Origin of the sequence: Pseudonocardia sp. N23 (assembly GCF_002583555.1) — a bacterium.
In the GTDB taxonomy this organism is placed as follows: Bacteria; Actinomycetota; Actinomycetes; order Mycobacteriales; family Pseudonocardiaceae; genus Pseudonocardia.
The window spans coordinates 41,691-57,308 of the sequence record NZ_BEGX01000121.1; the positions used below are offsets into that span (position 1 = coordinate 41,691).

Here is a 15,618-nt window from a genome sequence, read left to right on the forward strand (position 1 = left end):
TGGTGCGACAGGTACAGATGCGGGCAGGACCGGCGGCTGCGGTGCGGCCGGTGTCGACCTGCCGGCATCGGCCCCGTCGGCGAGGACTGCGTCGGCGGCGGGGTCAGCGCTCGGACCAGGGGCCGGAACGAGGACCGGACGCAGCGGCACGATCGCGGCGTGGACCTCCCACCGGGCCGGTTCGGGCGACAGCGCCGCGGCGGTCGAGCTCGACGACGTCATCGCGGTGGTGGTCTGACGTCGCCACGGTGGCACCGTTGCCGAGGAGGCAGCCGCGCCCACTTCGCCCGGAGGCGCTGGCCGTGCCGGTTCAAAGGCTTCCGGCGCAGGTGACGGCGGCGTAGGCACTGGACCGGGAGCCGACGAGTCCGAGCCGGCTGCGATCGACTGCGTGGCCGGTGGAGGTTCGCTGGGCTCGGCCGCCCGTTGGGGGAGGTGGGCAACTGGTGGCTCGGAAGGTGTCGCGGCCTGTGCTGCGGTGCGCGCGGTCGGAGCGGTGACGGTCACCGTGCCTGCGTCCTCGTCGAGGCTGAACCGCCACGGCATCAGAGACGGATCCTCGATCCACGAGGCGGACGGATCGGTCATCGCTGCATCCCTCTGCTTCGGTGTGGGTGTGCCGGGCGCTGCGAGGGGCGGAGCCCGAGGTCGATCTTCAGTTCTCCGGTGGCCAGCCGGACCACGGGCGGCGCGAGCCGGGTCCAGGACGACTCGCCGGGTGCCCAGCCGGGCCCGCTCGGTGGCGGGCAACACGACATCGCCGCGGGGTCGGTATCGGTGGGGGCCGTGACGGTGTCAGGGCGCGGGTAGGTGCGCTGGAAGTGCAGCACCCGAGCGGTGACCTCGACGATCAGGCCACCGCAGTCGGTGCGCAGGGTCCGCCCCGGAAGGACCACTTCCACACGCTGCCTGCCCGCGCCCGACCACCCCAGGGTGGCGCCCCTGGGGTCTCGCAGCAGGATCCGAAGAGCCTGCGCACGTCGGGCCGGGTTGTCCTCGTCCCAGGACAGGAACTCCGCGACGAACCGCCCAGCGAACGCCGCGCCCTCGAGCTCACCGACAGGGGCCGGAACCTCGGAGCCGGGGCCGGGATGCGGGGGGCCCGCCTCGGGACCAGGAGCCGTAGGCGCGACGACGGGGATCGGGAGGGTGGTCGCGGCGCGCCGCGGGCCGCGGCGCGCGCTGCGCCGGGGATGTTCGCGGGCGGGCTGGTCGGGTGCGTCCGGCGAAGGACGCGGGATCAGGGCTGCGGCCACCGCCCCGGGCATCCACAGCTCGACGCCGCCGGGGGCGACACACCGGGCGCCCTCGTGCAGCGGTGCGATCGGGGCGCCGGCCGCCGTCCCGGCAAACAGACTTTGCAGCGACGGTGCCCCGACCGGCCCAGATCCCAGTGCTGGCCCCGCCCCCACGGCGGCCCGAGCCGACACCGCCGGCCCTGCTGCTGACAATGACGAGGCCGGAGGCCCGGACCGGATTGGCTCAGGCGGCACGGGTGACGACGGCGTCGGAGCCTGCACGGCGGGTGGCGCGGATGGCGCGGGTGGCGCGGGTGGTGCGGGTGGCATCGAGGAGGGCGGGGCAGGAGCCAACGGGCGCTGCGGGGCCGCTACGGGAGCGAAGCCGGCGGGCCGTACCGGCACAGCCGGTGGCCCCACTCGCCTTGACCCGGGTTCGGCAGGCCCAGCACTGAGCGGCACCGCTGGCGCCGGCATCGGATGTGGCGGGGCCGGTGTGCCCAGGACGGTACCGGCGGAAGCCGTCGGACCAGGGTGAGCCGGGGCCGCAACAGGAGGTGCGCTGACGCCCGGGGCGATCTGCCACCCCGGAGCGACGCCGCCTCGCCCGCTGCTGCCCCGGCTCCGTGCCACCGAGAGCCCCCTTCCAACGACATCACATCGCCATCCCCCGATGGCGGAGGCAACTCTACAGATTTGCTACAAGCGTGCAATAGACGTGTCATATCTAGCTACCGGAGCGTCTACACGAGTACGGTGCAGCCATAGAGTCCTCTGCTGGTTCGATAGCAGCGGGCTGAGGGACCGCGATGCCATGCGGAGGTCGCGCCCCGGACACGGGTGAGTGCGGCGCCGACTTCAGGTGACGTGCTCGGAGAGGAGCTGGGCGTGGGGCTGACCTTCGCGGACCGGTTGAATATGGTGTTCGCCGCGTTCCTGCAGCCACCCAACGAGATCGGCGAGCGGGTGGAGTGGACGAACACCCAGGTCGTGCGAGCCATGGAGCACCTGCACGGCCGGCCGATCTGCACCGTCGGACACTTGCGGTCGCTGCGCAACGGCAGCCGCACCAAGCCCTCGGTGGAGATCGCCAGCAGCCTGGCCCGCACGTTCGAGTACTTGTCGCGGACGGAGCCCGAGCCCGGCCGGGCCTCCGCGCTCGCGGCATACCTCGTCCTGGACCCGGCTGAGGGCCGCGCAGAGGACCTCGACACCATCCGCGGGATCCACTCCCAGCTCGAGCAGGCGATTGCTGTGCGCGACAGCCGCCCGCAGGTCGTCGGGATCATGGCTCGATTGGGGGACCTGGAGGACGAGGAGTCACTGCAGGCCGTCGAGGCTCTTGTGGAACAGCTCGGCCAGGAGGAGAAGAGCCGGCGCGGCATGCTGCGACGCCGCAGATGAGCCCCAGCGTGTCCTGGGGGATGGCATGAGCGGGATCGTTGACGTCGCGTTCCGGGGTCTCGCCATCCTGCTTTGGGCGGCCCTGATCGTGGCAACGGTGCGCCTGACCAGCCTGCGGACTCTGGCCTGGATCGGGGCGCTGGCCCTGGCCGTGACGCTGCGGATCAGCCCAATCGGGGTCAGCGTCGACATCCTCACCGGTCGGCTCGCCCTCAGCGTCCTGGCTTCGGACCTGTTGCTGATCGTCGGGGCCGCCCTGCTCAGCTGCACCCACCTGCGCCACCGCTGTCGGCCCAGGCTGTTGGCCGTGGCGACGCTCGCCGGTGTGGTCGTGTGCGCGGGATGGGCGGCGGGGATCGCTCCCGGCCCGGCCAGCGTCGCCCCGGACGGGCTGATCCCACTGCTGGGGCGTTCCGGCGTGTTGATTGCACTGCTCGGGTTCTACGCGTTCTTCGGGTTCACCGCGGCCCTATTCGTGCAGACCACCGCGGGGGCGCTGTTTGACCTCGCCCCCGGCGCGTTACGCCGCGACCTGACCGCGGCCGCCGCTCTCGCCGGGGCGGTCCTGGCCTGGGCTCTGATTGCCACCGTTCTCACCGTTCGTGCACTGGCCGGCGGTGCTCTTTCGCCCGGCGCCTACCAGCTGCTCGAAGCCGCCCTTGCTGTCCTGGTCGGTCTGGGTATCGCGGCCGGGGCCCGTCCTCTGCTGCGGGGGCGCGGAGTGGCCCCCGACGTTGTGCGCGGCGAGGTCCTGGAGCTGCACCGCTGGCTTACCGACCGCACCCGGCGCGCCACCACCGGCCCCGCCGCGGTGGCGGACCTGTTCGTCGCGGTCGTCGAGATCCGCGACCGGATCTGGGCGGTCCAACGGTGGGTGCACCCCGACGAGGTCAACCAGGCTGTCGCGATCGGCAGGCACCGTGGATTGTCCGGCCCGGACGCCCGCGCGTTCGCCGTCGCGGTGTGCCTGGAGATCGGCATTGCCGGCGTCGTAGCCGACGACCCGCAGGAAAAGCGAGGGGCGGACCTCAGCGCCCTCGGCGGGTCTGCCTTCGAAACGCAGGAAGTCGCCTGGCTCGCCCAGGTTCAACGCGCGCGCACCGAGCACTACGCCGCTGCGGCGGCAGCGGAAATCCTCCACGGATCCGCCGACCTCCGGGCAGGCCCCGTGTGATCATGGACGTGGCCCGAGCCGCACAGGGTCCGAGGAACTTCGAGGAGCACTGGATGAGCCGCGCCGAGCAGTTGCCCGACGCCGCCCTACCCGACGACGCCGCGAGCGATCACGCCCGCCGGCATTTAACGGCAACCGATCAAGCCACTCTGACGCGCTGCCGTCGGCGACTGCGGGCTCTGCTGCCCGACCTGCCCGACACCCTCGAGGAGCTCCGCTTGCGGATGGCGGCCATCCGGGGCCGCGAGATCGACCTGCAGATGACCGACCCGGGCACCCCGAAGCTCCCGTCCGGGATGTGGTGCCAGCTGCGCGCCACCCGCGACCGGCCCGACCGTGACCTGATCTGGGTGGACCGGCGCACCAGCCCATTTGCCCGCACCGTGGTCGCCTGCCACGAGTTCGGCCACATGATCTGCGGCCACGACCCGCAGCCCACCCGCGAGGCTGTCGCCGAACCGTGGGCGGTCGCCCAGCTTGCTCCCCGGCTCTCGCTCGACCCCGCCCAGATCAGCGCGGTGATCGGCCGCTGCGGCGAACCCTACGAACCCGGCTCCACGGAGTGGCAGCGCGAACGCGAAGCCGAGCTCACCGGTCGAATCCTCGCCCAGCACATCCTCGACCCTGACCGGGTACGACCCCGCGGACTGCTGCGCGTACTCATGGGCCGCAGCTAGCGTGGCCGCGGGTGGCGACGGGAGCGCCGCAGCTGGGCGTGAGCCGTTACGCGCGTGCCAGCGCCGGCTCCCAACAGCCCCGGCAGCGGCGCTATGAGCCCGTCCTGGTGGTCTGGTTCGTGCGGGCGCAACCCATGCCGAGACTCAGCCTGCCGGAGCTCCCGACGCACCGCCGATGAACTGCGCCATCCGCCCACTCGGGGAGTTCATGGCGATGTTGTATGCCTCGGCCGCCGTCATCCCGCCCCGGGTCCCTCCGGAGGAGTCCCCGCCCGAGGAATCCCCGCCCGACGAGCCCTTGCCTGACGAGCCCTTGCCGCTGCTGCCGGAGCCCGACGAATCCGAGCCCGAATCCGAACCGGAATCCGACGAGCGGGGCTCGGCCGCAGCCGCGCGCCGCGGCTCCGAACCGGATGAGCCGGAGCGCGAAGAGCCCGAACCCGACGAGTGAGAGCCTGAGCCAGTGCCCGAGGAGTCAGAGCTGCCACGGGGGGTGGGGGAGCCCTCGACGGCGTCGCGCACCGGCTGGGTGGCGGAGCCGACGGCGCTGACGGTGTCGCTGACGGGACGGAGTGGTGTGACCGGCTTGCGGGCCTGCGATGGCGCACCGTCGGCCAGAACCGCCGCGTCACGCCGCTCGCCGTTGCCAGCGGCCGGCGGTGTGTGCGACTCGCTGACCGGCGGTGGCGGCGGGGCAGGTCGGTGATTGCGCAGGTCCAGCACCTGGCTGGTCAACGGGGTGGTCTGGTCCGCCGGGTCGGGAACCGGGCTGGTCTGCACGATCGACACACTTTGCTGCAGCCGCGCAAGGTCGGCCTGGCGGGCAGAGCGCTCCTGTTCGAGCAGGTCACGCCGCGCGTTCAGGGAGTCGCGGACGAACTGCTGATCCGGGCTCAGCTTGCCGTGGGGCAGACCGTCGAGCATTGCAGTGATCTGGGCGAGCTGCCGGTCCAGGTCCGCCAGCTGGGCCCGGGCCTGGGCGAGCTGATCAGCGGTGGCGAGCTGACCCTGCAGCGCGGCGCGCTGTTGCTCGAGCAAGGTCTTGCGCTCCAGCATCGCCTGCACCGCGGCCGGAGTGGTTCCCGCATAGAGCGGAGCGATCTGGCTGTCCCACACCGCCTGCGTCGCCGATATTGCGTTGATCTGCCGGTCGATCGAGCTCAGGGCCACCCGCGCCTGCGACTCCCAGTCCGCCGCGGCGACCGTTCGCGGGAGGTGATCAGAGTCAAGCCAGGCAGCCGGGCCACTGCCGATGAACGTTCCGCCGGCTGCCAGCATCCCGGCAACCCCGACCGCGCCCACCAGCTGTCGAGTCCGCCGCGCCCGCGTTGCGCGCGCCTTCTTCCACTGCGTGAACTCCTCGTGCTCAGCTGCGGGCACCGTGACACGACGTTGTCGGCGACGCTCGCGGGTCGAGGGCAACCCAGCCAGCCCGTCCACGTTCAGTCGAACCCGCGCTGCTGACGTCGGATCGCCGAGACCGTGAAAGGCGTCGTCCGTAGCCGCTAACGCCTCACGACCTCGGCCACGAGCTTCGGCATGGTGTTCCGGGGAGCAGTACCGCCGCGGCGGGCGGCCCTCCTGAGCTGTCGGGACAGGGGTGTCGCATCCGGACAGCGCGCATCGCGAGCGTTCCGACTTCATGAAGTCCTCTGTCTAAGCGTAGTGATGGACCAGCCAGCGTTGAGAATTTCTACGCTGAAATGCGTATGACTGTCCAGGTCGTAGGCGTGTTGCATCTTGCGCCTGCCGTGTGCGGCCGACCCCCGACAGTCACGTCTGGTCACGACGCGCTGCTCCCTTCGGGAGCGATCCCCTGATCTGCACCTCGGGCGACGGTGCAAAGTCGTCGAAGTCCATGACGTGTGGTTACTGTGCAGACAAATCGTGTCCGATCGGCTGAGTCGCGCATCATCGCTAGGGGTGGCGGACCCGGTAGCGAGCTCGCGCGATGCTGGTCGAGCGTGGAGGTTCATGCCCCCGGCCCTCACTTGCACTTGCAGGTGGTTCGCCACAGCGAAGGATTGTGCTCAATGCCAACTCTGGCACTACGCTGAAGGACGGCCATCATGGACTAGATCCCGAGGAGGTTCCGGTTGACAAGCCTGAACCCGGCAGGGCAGGCGCAGCCAACTCTCGCCGAGCGGCTCGATCGGCTGTTCGAGGTCAGCAGACCTCCGCATGCCCCGGAACGCTGCTGGCGGAACAACGAGGTCGTTGCGGCATGCAAGGCGGACGGTCGCGAGCTGTCGGAGTCACACCTGAGCGAGCTTCGCCGCGGCATCAAACGGAACCCGACCATGCGGACACTGGACGCACTGGCCTGGTTCTTCGATGTCCGCGTCGGCTACTTCGTCGACCCAGACGTCGCCCGGGAGGTCGAGCGGGAACTCGATGAACGAGCGGCGCGCTTGGCCTCCAAGGTCGAGGAAGAGCGTCGAGCGCAGGAGGAGGAGCGAGACGCAGCCCTCGCTCTCCAAAAGGCGATCCGCGAGTCTGGTGTCACGAAAGCCGCTCACCGTGCCGGCGACGGCCGCAATCGGCGTCAACGGGCCTCAATGATGCGAGCGCTCGCACGCGCCCTGATCGAGGACGAGAACGAAGACTCCTCCGAGTCCCACCACTGACCAGCCTGCTTCCCTGTCATGATCATAACGTGCAGATGGGGGATCGATAGCGTCCGTCTGTCGCAGTCCGGCGTCGACGAGAGCTGTGAGGGCTTGCTGATGGAAGAACGCATGACCGGTCAGCAGCTACGGGACCTCTGCCGGGATTTGGTCACCGCCCTCTCTCTCCGACCGCCGTTCGCTCCACGGGTGCTCGTGGAAGAGCTGGGGCGCTATCGGGGCCGGCCCATCAAGCTCCAGGCGGCTGGTCTCGGGGCCACCTCCTCCGTCGGTCACCTTGTGGCCGAGGGAGAACGAGATCGCATTCTCTACGAGCGGGCCGCGCCCGGCCTGCAGCAGGCGACGGTCATCTACCACGAGGTCATCCACCTGATTCGCGGCCACCTCGACGGACAGACCACGCTCACCTGTGGGGATTCGTTCGATGACGGCGAAGACGGCGACGGAGCCATGGTCACGGCAGCGAGGCGAAGCCTCTACTCGACCTGGCAGGAATGGGAAGCCGAAGTTGGCTCGACCATCCTCGTTCAGATGTCGCGCCGCCGGCCGCGCCCGGACAGCCTCACGCACATAGCTCATCCTGCGGAGCACGGCATCGCCGCGGCGTTCGGCCTCAGGACCACGGACTGGGCATGACTGCATTCGACATCGTCGAGGCGATCACCGCGGTGGTGCTGCTCGCGATAGCCGCGTGGGAATGGCGTCAGCTGCTGCGCCATCCGCAGGACATCGCACTGCGCGTGTTGACCGCGGGGCTGACTGTGATTGCCCTGGTTGTCACGCTGAGCACCCCGATCGCCGTTTTCGAGCCACTCCACGCCGCTCTTGACGTCATCTTCTTCAGCAACATCGCGTGGTCCGCGATCATCTACTGCTACTCGGTGTTCTTTCTGCTCGCCCGACTGGGAGGAGCCGCCCTCGGGGCAGGGCGCAGAAAGGTGGAAGTCGAGTTCCTGTGGCTTCTCTGCTCCATTGCCGTGATGTTTCTCGTGACCAAGACTGCACCGCCTGGGACTTGGCACACTCCCCGGATTCCTGAGGATTACCGGACGTGGCGCAACATCGTGTTCTACCTCAGCGTCGACGGATACTGCATGGTGATCTGGGTGCTCGGGACATGGCGGGCGCTTGCGTATCTGCGCCAGCTCAAACACCGCTGGGCCCGCATCGCTGTCGCCGCCGTCATCGCCGGCGCCACTGGAATGGTGCTGGCCGTCAACGGAATCTCGCTGCTGCGGCAGGGACTATATATTGCGTTCCCAGGTTCGACCTGGCCTGCCTTGCGTACCTACTACAACATTGGTCGCCTGGGGGGACAGGTCCTCCTGGCAGCTGGTCTCGCAGCGGTTCCCCTCGCGGCTCTTCTTCCTCGTCTCTGGGACCGCATCGACGAGATGGCGAAGCGTCGCTACGTGCGACAGATGACTCCGTTGTGGGAGCGGCTGACGAGCGATTTCTCCTACGTTGTGCTGCCCGAGTTCGCTGGTGAAACCGCGAGCAGGCGGGCCACAGTGCGCTTCGAGCGCATGACTGCCGAGATCACCGACGCGCTCGCCGAGCTCGCGCCCTATTGCTCGCACGAATCACCATCCGGACTGGCGGACCCCCAGGAAGCTGCAGCAGCGATCGATGCCGCGCTTACGCGGGTCGCGGAGGACCGGGCCGCGCGCTGGGCCGGCGCAGGTTACGAACCGCGAATGCCTCCCTACCCGATGCTCGAGCCCGACTTCGGTAGCCGATGGCGGGCACAGGCTCAGTGGATGATTCGGGTTGGTCAGAGTCTCCCGCCATCGCCCGACGTCCGGGAGAAGGGCCCAGGCGATGAGCTCTCCGCAATCTGAGATCGCCCTGTCAGTCCTCGACACATCGCCGATAGTGGCCGGAGCCAACGCGAGAACAGCGCTGCTGAACACGCTCGATCTGGCCGGCCTCGCCGAGAGCCTTGGCTTCGCTCGGTACTGGGTTCCCGAACACCACGGGATGCGGGGAGTCGCGTGTTCCGCGACGTCGGTTGTGATCGATCGAATTGCGTCAGTCACGGCTCGCATCCGGGTCGGTTCGGGTGGTGTTCTGCTTCCCAATCATTCGCCGATTGTGCTGGCTGAGCAGTTCGGCACGCTAGAGATCTTCCATCCTGGCCGAATCGACCTAGGGGTCGGCCGTGCGCTCGGCGGAAAACAGGAAGTCGCTGAGCTAGTGCGGAGCAAATCGGAAAGAACTAGAAGGTCGTTCGAGGAGCAGCTCGATGAGCTCTTGTCGTACTTCCGGCTGGGCGACGCTGCCCATGCGGTGCCGGCGGCAGGGAATCAGCCGTCCATCTGGATGCTCGGCAGCACCGAATACAGTGCGAAGCTGGCCGGTGCGATGGGTCTCGCGTATGCATTCGCCGGTCACCTCAACCCGACGGGTGTGGAGGGTGCCATCCGAACCTACCGTCAAGTATTCAAAGAGTCCGCTCATGACAGTCTGCCGCGGGCAATAGTGAGCATTCCGGTGATCGCCGCGGAGTCAGACGATCGAGCCGATTGGCTCGCCTCCTCAATCAAGGCAAAGGTCCTGGCGCGGCACAGACGGGGCCCCATCCTGCTACCCGCCCCAGAGGACGTAAGTATGCGGGGTTTCTCGGAAGCGGACGAAGTTGTGCTCAACGAGAAGTTCTCCGGTTACGTCATAGGTTCGTCAGCGAGGGTGGCCGGAGAGATGCAGCGGCTGATCGACGCAACCGGCATCGATGAGCTGATGATCACGACACCGATCTATGACCACGCTGATCGTAGGAAATCTTATGAGATCTGTGCTCAACTGCCGCTTCGCATGACCGACACCGCCAGGAACTGACCCGCCAGGCTCCGAGCCACCGGTGCGCGTCGGAATGCCCGGGTCAGGTAGCGCGCCAACCCGCTACGGCTGCATGCCGACGTCGTCCGCGCGCTGCAGGCGATCCTCGGCGACGAGCTGCCGTGAGACGCCGGCGGCGGGGTGGCGCTCGCTGCCCCGATCTAGCCGATCCCGACGAACGAGCAGTCCTCGGTCGGCTCGGGGTAGATCACCTCGCGCCGGCACTCTGACCCGTCTGTATTCGGGACCAGGCACAGCCAGCGGTGATGCCCCCGGTGATCGCGCTGACCGTTGGGACCGCGGCCGCGACAGCCCATCCACGATGCGACCCACGCGCCGGGCACGTCCCACGAATGCTCAGCCGAGCACCGGGCCGGTGTCACAGTCCGGAACCGCCCGTCCGGGGTCGGGACGACCTGCCCGACGAGCTCGGCCCGTCGGGCGTCGACGAGCTGCCACATCAGACTTAGGTACGCCGAACGCCGGGTCGGCTCCTCATGCTCGAGCGCCCACGCATGCGCCTCATCGCGCACGTCGGCGAGCCACGCCTCGCCCCCGTACGCTCGCGCGTCAGCCTCGATCCGGGCGAGGAACTGGGCGTCGGTGCGGGGCAGGACTACAGGCACGACGCCCAGCTGCACGGCGGCGGCGGGCCGCGGTCAACCCTCAGCGAGTGCCGCGACGAGCAGTGGGAGCAGCGACCTCGCCGCGCTACGTGAGGTCCTCGGCGGCGAGGTCGCGTCGAACCCGGATGACGCCCCCGACGACCAGCTCGGTGGTCAGGCAGGTGCTGTTCAGGGGCGCGCAGCGCCGCCCGGGCGGCGCTGCGCGTGCGTCTGGGCGAGCGTCGGCCGGTTGCTGGCCTTGCCGAGGAGGCGACGCTCGGAGCCCGGGCGGCGCCGTGTGACGGCCCACTCGGGGACGACAGCCGGGGCGGTGAGGATCGGCCGGCCTCCGCGTTCCAGTTCGCAGGTGAGGACTGCGAGCCAGAACCCCCGCTCGGTCATGATCTGAGCCCACATGATCGCCCGGGCGGTGCCGCCGATGAACACCCCGCCGGAGCGGTGCCCACGCCCGTATCGCTGTTGCTGGGTGAGGGCGGCGAGGTCCACCCACACCGGCACCGGTGGGTCACAGCGGCGAACGGCCGGGTCCGTGCTGTCCAGGACGTCAGGCACCGCTTTCCCAATGTCGAACATGTGTTCGATTATGGGGCCATCTGGTGGTCGGCGAGAACGGTGTGTTTGAGACGAGGCTGACGCCCCACGCTCACGATCCAGCGACGTGGACCTTGCCGCCGTCGGGCACGGGTGTGTCGAGGTCGGTCACCGTTTCGCCGTCGAGCATGAGCGCTCCAGCTGCGCGGTGGCGTTCGATCCTGTCCTCGGACAGACCAGCCGCGCGGGCGAACTCACCGACGGTGCGGATCGGCTGTTCGGTCATCACACCAGGATGCCTCGACCGTTCGGGCGGTGAGCGGGAGGCGACGCGGACCGAGCGTTGGGCAGCTCGGAGGGCCTTCGGCGCCGCGTAACCGTCAAGATCGGTTCAGGGAGGCCGGTCAGGGGCGCGCAGGGGGTCGGCTGGGTGCGGCGACGGGCGTCAGCGGTTGAGGACGTCGGCGTCGCAGGCCAGCGAGTCGCCCGCAGAGACCGGCCACGCCTCGAGGCCGGTGCAGGCCAGGACCGCATCGATCAGGCTGCCCGAGCCACCGATCAGGGTCGAGTCGAAGTCGATCTCGGTGGCCACACACCAGGAATGGTCCTGCGGCCAGAACAGGTTCGGCGATTGCGGCCACCTTCCCCGCGGGTCACCGAGGCCCGCCGCGGCGGCCAGAGGGCCGGTGAACAGCAGGTAGTTCCGTCCAGGCAACGCCAGGCGAGGCCCGTCGAGGATCTCGAGCGGGAACGCCGACGGGGGCTCTCCCTCCTCGATCACGGTGCCGTCGGCCGCGATGCGCTGATACCAGGCGCCGCGGCCGTCGACCCAGCCCAGGCCCTCCCAGAGCGCGAAAACGCACCGCTGGTCACCGGTCGGCTCAGCGAGGACGTCGAGCAGCGCGGCCAAGGCCCGGGCCGGGAGGTTCCCCGGCTCTGGCGGGGAGCCGGACCAGGCCGAGTGCCGGGTGGCCCACCCGCCGGTGGCGGGGACATCGGGGGTGCGCGAGATCGTCAGCCACTGCATCAGCGGGTGGGCGATTGTGCCGGTGCTCGCGCAGACGTGGGCCCAGGTGCCCGGCTCGCCGGTCATGGTGTGCGGCGGGTGCAGCACACGGGCGTAGGCATCGAACACCGCTGGTACGTGCTGACCCACTGTGCCGTCGAGCCGGTCCAGGTGCGCGGCGATCCAGTTCCCGGCGTCGACGTTCGGGAGCCACTCCGGACGCCTCATGCCGGGCATGATCACTGTGGGGCAGGTCGTCGCGCCACTTGGTTTGACGTGCCGGCCGGAGGTGCGGGGATCACGGGGTGGCGACGCGCAGGGTCGCCCGGGAGACGTTCGGGGTGAGCTGCACCGGAACCGCCCGAAGGCAGCACACCCCGCCCGGGGCGAGCCGGCGATGAACCCGCGCGCGCACCGACACGGGTGAGACGAGCCCCTGCGGGGTCGCTGGCGCGATCCCACCCGGTCCGGCGAGCCGGAACCCCCGCCGGTCCCTGCGGGACCCCGAGCGGCCCGTGCTGGGACGAGCCGCAGTTCCAGCACAACTCCACAGCGAAGGAGCATCCGATGGCCGACCAGACCGGCGTCCCCAGCCTCGAGGGTGTCCCGCTCGTCCTGAGCCCGGGCTCGATCCTCGACGTCGGCGACGTCTGCGACCAGGGTTTCACCACCGACATGCGGCGCGGTCGTTACGACGTGGGCGAGTGGATCGCCTGCCCGGACTGCGGGCAGGAGCACCAGATCGCCGCGGTGACCCCGATCGACATCGTCCACAACATCCGCGTTGTCAGCTGATCTCCCAGACCCCTGAAGGGGCTCGGTTTCACCGAGCCCCTCCAGAGGCGTGTTCTTCCCGGCCACACGCCGGCGCGTGCCCACCTGAGGTGAGGGCCCTCGGCCCGCCTGCAGGGCTGTATGGCCAGGTGAATGGCCGAGTGGCCTGACGGGGAGGGTGAGGCGGGCGCGGTGCGGGCCTCGCCGGTGGGTGAGGGCGTGATGACTCTGCACCCCGGGCCGGGCTTCCCGGCCGATGCCCCGCCTGCCCGGCCCGACACGGGTGAGATCACCGCGGCGGTTGGGGCGCTCAGGCGCGGGCCGGGTGGTGATCTCACACCGGTCGGGCGAACGCGGGCCCCCGCCCGCGCCACGTCCCAGGGCGCGGGCGAGTCACGCCTCACCACCGCGGTGAGGCCGCCCCGGACCCGGCGTCCCCCTCGCCGGAGTCCCGGGGTGTTCTTCGACTCCACCGGGAGTTGCCATGACCGCCACCGAGCTGCTGACCCGCCGTAACGCCGATCTGGGCGAGATCGTCGAGGTCCTGCGCGCCCAGCAGTCCGCGAAGCTCGACGTCGTCACCCCCGCGAGCAACCTGCGGGTGGCCGACGGGGCCCTGCGCGTCGCTGGAGCCGATCACGAGCTGAGCATGGACGGGGTCGCCACCTGTGACGCGGTGCTGAACCCGACCGCATCAGCGGACGCGGACCTGGCCACAAAGCTGGACATCCCGCTGCCCTACCTGCGGCGGATGCGCCAGGCCAAGACCGATCTCTACGACGCCAACGTCAACGCGTGGCTGGCCGACCGGCCCGAGCGCCGGTTCCTGGTGCGGGGTCTGCGTGACACCGCGTCCGCGACACCGGGGGTGCTGCGGGCGCTGCTGTCGGACTCCTACCGCATCGTCGACAACCTCGACATCTTGATGGCGGTCCTCGACGGTATCCGCCGCACCGACGTCCAGGCCGAGGTCACCCAGGCCGATCTGACCGAGTCCCGCATGTATGTCAAGGTCGCGAGCCGGCAGGTCGCCGAGATGGCCCCGGAGCTGCTGGCCGGATACCGCAGCCCGTTCACCGGGGCCTGCGGTGCGGAGAACCCGCTGGTCTTCGCCGGGTTCGTGGTGTCGAACTCCGAGACCGGGCGCGGCAGGTTCACGATCACCCCGCAGCTGGTGGTGCAGGTCTGCAACAACGGCATGACGATCAACCACCACGCCCTGTCCGAGGTCCACCTGGGCGGCAAGCTCGACGAGGGCCGCATCCGGTGGAGCACCGACACCCACGCCGCCGCGCTGGATCTGGTCGGGAAGAAGGCCCGCGACGCGGTCGCGACCTTCCTCGACCGCGACTTCGTCCGCGCCCAGCTCCACGAGATCACCGCGTCGGCCGGCATCGCGATCAGCGCACCCGCCGAGACCATCGAGCACGTCGCCAAGAAGCTCAACTTCACCAGCGAGCAGCAGGACGCCATCTTGGCCGACTTCATCTCCGGCGGTGCCTGCACCTCCGGCGGAGTCCTGCACGCGGTCACCTCCGCCGCGCAGCGCCTGCCCGACGCCGACGCCGCCTACGAGATGGAACGCCAGGGCCTGCGGGCGATGAGCCTCGCCGCCACGTACGCCATCACCCGCTGACCTGCCCTGACCCGCTCTGTTCTGCCCGGCGGCCCCGCACCCACAGCGGGGCCGCCGGGTTTCACGCCCACCGCACTCACGACACCGCACTCACGAAGGACCACCGGCGATGACACAACCACAGAACGTCCCGACCCCGACCGAGCCGACCCCGACCGAGCCGACCCCGACCGAGCCGACGCCGCGGATGCTGACAATCGAGCACACCTACGCCGAGGGCACCTGCCTCGAAGGCACTCGGCGCTCGGATGACCTGTACGCGACGCTGCGGTCGCTGGGGTGGTTGTTCCGGCGTTCGGTCGGGGACTTCAGGTTGCAGGCCAGCCAGGACCGCCCCGCGAAGCGCGCAGCGATCGAGCGCACCGTCGCGGCATTGCGCACGGCCGGGTTCGGCGTCGAGGTCCGCATCGACACCACCCCACGGCCGGTGGCCGAGGCCGAGGGGGAGCGGGCTGTGCGGGCCGAGCACCGCGCGGACCAGCTCACCACCCGCGCCACCCGCCTCGCCGGCGAGGCGGCAGGCCGGGAGCAGGCCGCGAACCGGGTGCTCGAGCACATCCCGCTGGGTCAGCCGCTGCTGACCGATCACCACTCCTACGCCGCCGATCGTCGCCGTCGGGAGCGGGCGCACGCGAACATGGAACGAGCGGTGGCACTCCAGCGGGAGGCCGGGCACACCGCGGCCGCGGCGGCGACCGCGGCCGCGCACATGCGCCACCGGCACAACCCGCACACCGTGGCCAACCGGATCCGCGCCCTGACCGCCGCGCTGGCGCGCTACGAGCGCGAAGTCGCCGCGCTGGCCGCCAACACCGCGATTCCCGTCGAGGCCCGGGTACGGCGCGAGGGTGAGCTCGCCGAATACGTCGAGAACGCCCGCGAACAGCTCAGCTACTGGCAGCGGGTCCGCGACGCCCAGATCGCCGGGGGTGAGGCCACGAACTACAGCCGCGCCGACATCAGCCGCGGGGACCTGATCCGGTACGAGGGCGGCTGGTACGTCGTGGTCCGCGCGAACGCGAAGAGCGTGTCTGTGCCCTCCCCGCTCACCGGTGGGGGCGCCACCCACACCGTGCGCTACGAGCAC

16 protein-coding genes are annotated in these 15,618 nt (G+C 70.0%); 11 read left to right on the plus strand and 5 right to left on the minus strand.

The window, feature by feature from the left end; all coding sequences use genetic code 11:
- Positions 1-238, plus strand: a 238-nt coding sequence (locus TOK_RS34525) for a hypothetical protein (protein WP_253258685.1), incomplete at its 5' end; no start/stop codon positions are given.
- A 346-nt stretch (positions 239-584) separates the two neighbouring features.
- On the opposite strand, the gene TOK_RS27800 is transcribed toward TOK_RS34525, so the two are convergent.
- Positions 585-1,256, minus strand: coding sequence for a hypothetical protein (locus TOK_RS27800; RefSeq protein ID WP_253258689.1), 672 nt, complete (start codon positions 1,254-1,256; stop codon positions 585-587).
- An 870-nt stretch (positions 1,257-2,126) separates the two neighbouring features.
- Here TOK_RS27800 and TOK_RS27805 point away from each other — a divergent pair.
- From TOK_RS27805 to TOK_RS27815, 3 genes are read left to right on the plus strand one after another with little or no spacing between them, the layout of a single operon-like run.
- Entirely contained in the window at positions 2,127-2,642 is a 516-nt protein-coding gene (locus TOK_RS27805) for a hypothetical protein (protein ID WP_141566581.1), read from the plus strand.
- A gap of 25 nt (positions 2,643-2,667) precedes the next feature.
- Positions 2,668-3,816, plus strand: coding sequence for a DUF6545 domain-containing protein (locus TOK_RS27810; protein WP_098960963.1), 1,149 nt, complete (start codon positions 2,668-2,670; stop codon positions 3,814-3,816).
- Between the two features lie 53 nt (positions 3,817-3,869).
- Positions 3,870-4,493, plus strand: a complete 624-nt coding sequence (locus TOK_RS27815; protein ID WP_098960988.1) for a hypothetical protein — start codon at positions 3,870-3,872, stop codon at positions 4,491-4,493.
- Positions 4,494-4,637: 144 nt separating this feature from the next.
- Here the strand turns inward: TOK_RS27815 and TOK_RS27820 are convergent, their stop codons facing one another.
- A complete protein-coding gene (locus TOK_RS27820) occupies positions 4,638-5,873 on the minus strand; it encodes a hypothetical protein (protein ID WP_253258686.1) in 1,236 nt (411 codons plus the stop codon).
- Positions 5,874-6,589: 716 nt separating this feature from the next.
- Between TOK_RS27820 and TOK_RS32100 the strand changes: the two genes are divergently transcribed.
- The 4 genes from TOK_RS32100 to TOK_RS27840 all read left to right on the plus strand — a co-directional run bounded on the left by TOK_RS32100 (position 6,590) and on the right by TOK_RS27840 (position 9,958).
- Positions 6,590-7,120, plus strand: a complete 531-nt coding sequence (locus TOK_RS32100) for a hypothetical protein (protein ID WP_141566582.1) — start codon at positions 6,590-6,592, stop codon at positions 7,118-7,120.
- Between the two features lie 111 nt (positions 7,121-7,231).
- Positions 7,232-7,756, plus strand: coding sequence for a hypothetical protein (locus tag TOK_RS27830; protein ID WP_172457823.1), 525 nt, complete (start codon positions 7,232-7,234; stop codon positions 7,754-7,756).
- On the plus strand, positions 7,753-8,961 hold the full coding sequence (locus tag TOK_RS27835) for an MAB_1171c family putative transporter (protein WP_098960967.1): 1,209 nt from the start codon (positions 7,753-7,755) through the stop codon (positions 8,959-8,961). The genes TOK_RS27830 and TOK_RS27835 overlap by 4 nt, the downstream gene beginning before the upstream one ends.
- The gene (locus tag TOK_RS27840; RefSeq protein ID WP_098960968.1) at positions 8,942-9,958 is read left to right on the plus strand and encodes an LLM class flavin-dependent oxidoreductase; all 1,017 of its coding nucleotides are present in this window, start codon (positions 8,942-8,944) and stop codon (positions 9,956-9,958) included. The genes TOK_RS27835 and TOK_RS27840 overlap by 20 nt, the downstream gene beginning before the upstream one ends.
- A 794-nt stretch (positions 9,959-10,752) precedes the next feature.
- Here TOK_RS27840 and TOK_RS27850 read toward each other — a convergent pair.
- From TOK_RS27850 to TOK_RS27855, 3 genes are all read right to left on the minus strand, one after another.
- Positions 10,753-11,157, minus strand: coding sequence for a hypothetical protein (locus TOK_RS27850; protein ID WP_141566584.1), 405 nt, complete (start codon positions 11,155-11,157; stop codon positions 10,753-10,755).
- Positions 11,158-11,227: 70 nt separating this feature from the next.
- Positions 11,228-11,401: a hypothetical protein gene (locus TOK_RS33010; RefSeq protein WP_172457824.1), complete on the minus strand. Its 174-nt coding sequence runs from the start codon at positions 11,399-11,401 to the stop codon at positions 11,228-11,230.
- A gap of 159 nt (positions 11,402-11,560) precedes the next feature.
- Positions 11,561-12,349: a hypothetical protein gene (locus TOK_RS27855; protein WP_141566585.1), complete on the minus strand. Its 789-nt coding sequence runs from the start codon at positions 12,347-12,349 to the stop codon at positions 11,561-11,563.
- Positions 12,350-12,688: 339 nt separating this feature from the next.
- Here TOK_RS27855 and TOK_RS27860 point away from each other — a divergent pair, with 339 nt between their 5' ends.
- From TOK_RS27860 to TOK_RS27870, 3 genes are all read left to right on the plus strand, one after another.
- On the plus strand, positions 12,689-12,916 hold the full coding sequence (locus tag TOK_RS27860; protein ID WP_098960972.1) for a hypothetical protein: 228 nt from the start codon (positions 12,689-12,691) through the stop codon (positions 12,914-12,916).
- Positions 12,917-13,379: 463 nt separating this feature from the next.
- Entirely contained in the window at positions 13,380-14,531 is a 1,152-nt protein-coding gene (locus TOK_RS27865; protein ID WP_098960973.1) for a DUF932 domain-containing protein, read from the plus strand.
- A 109-nt stretch (positions 14,532-14,640) separates the two neighbouring features.
- The coding region (locus TOK_RS27870; RefSeq protein ID WP_098960974.1) for a DUF3560 domain-containing protein at positions 14,641-15,618 on the plus strand (978 nt) is incomplete at its 3' end.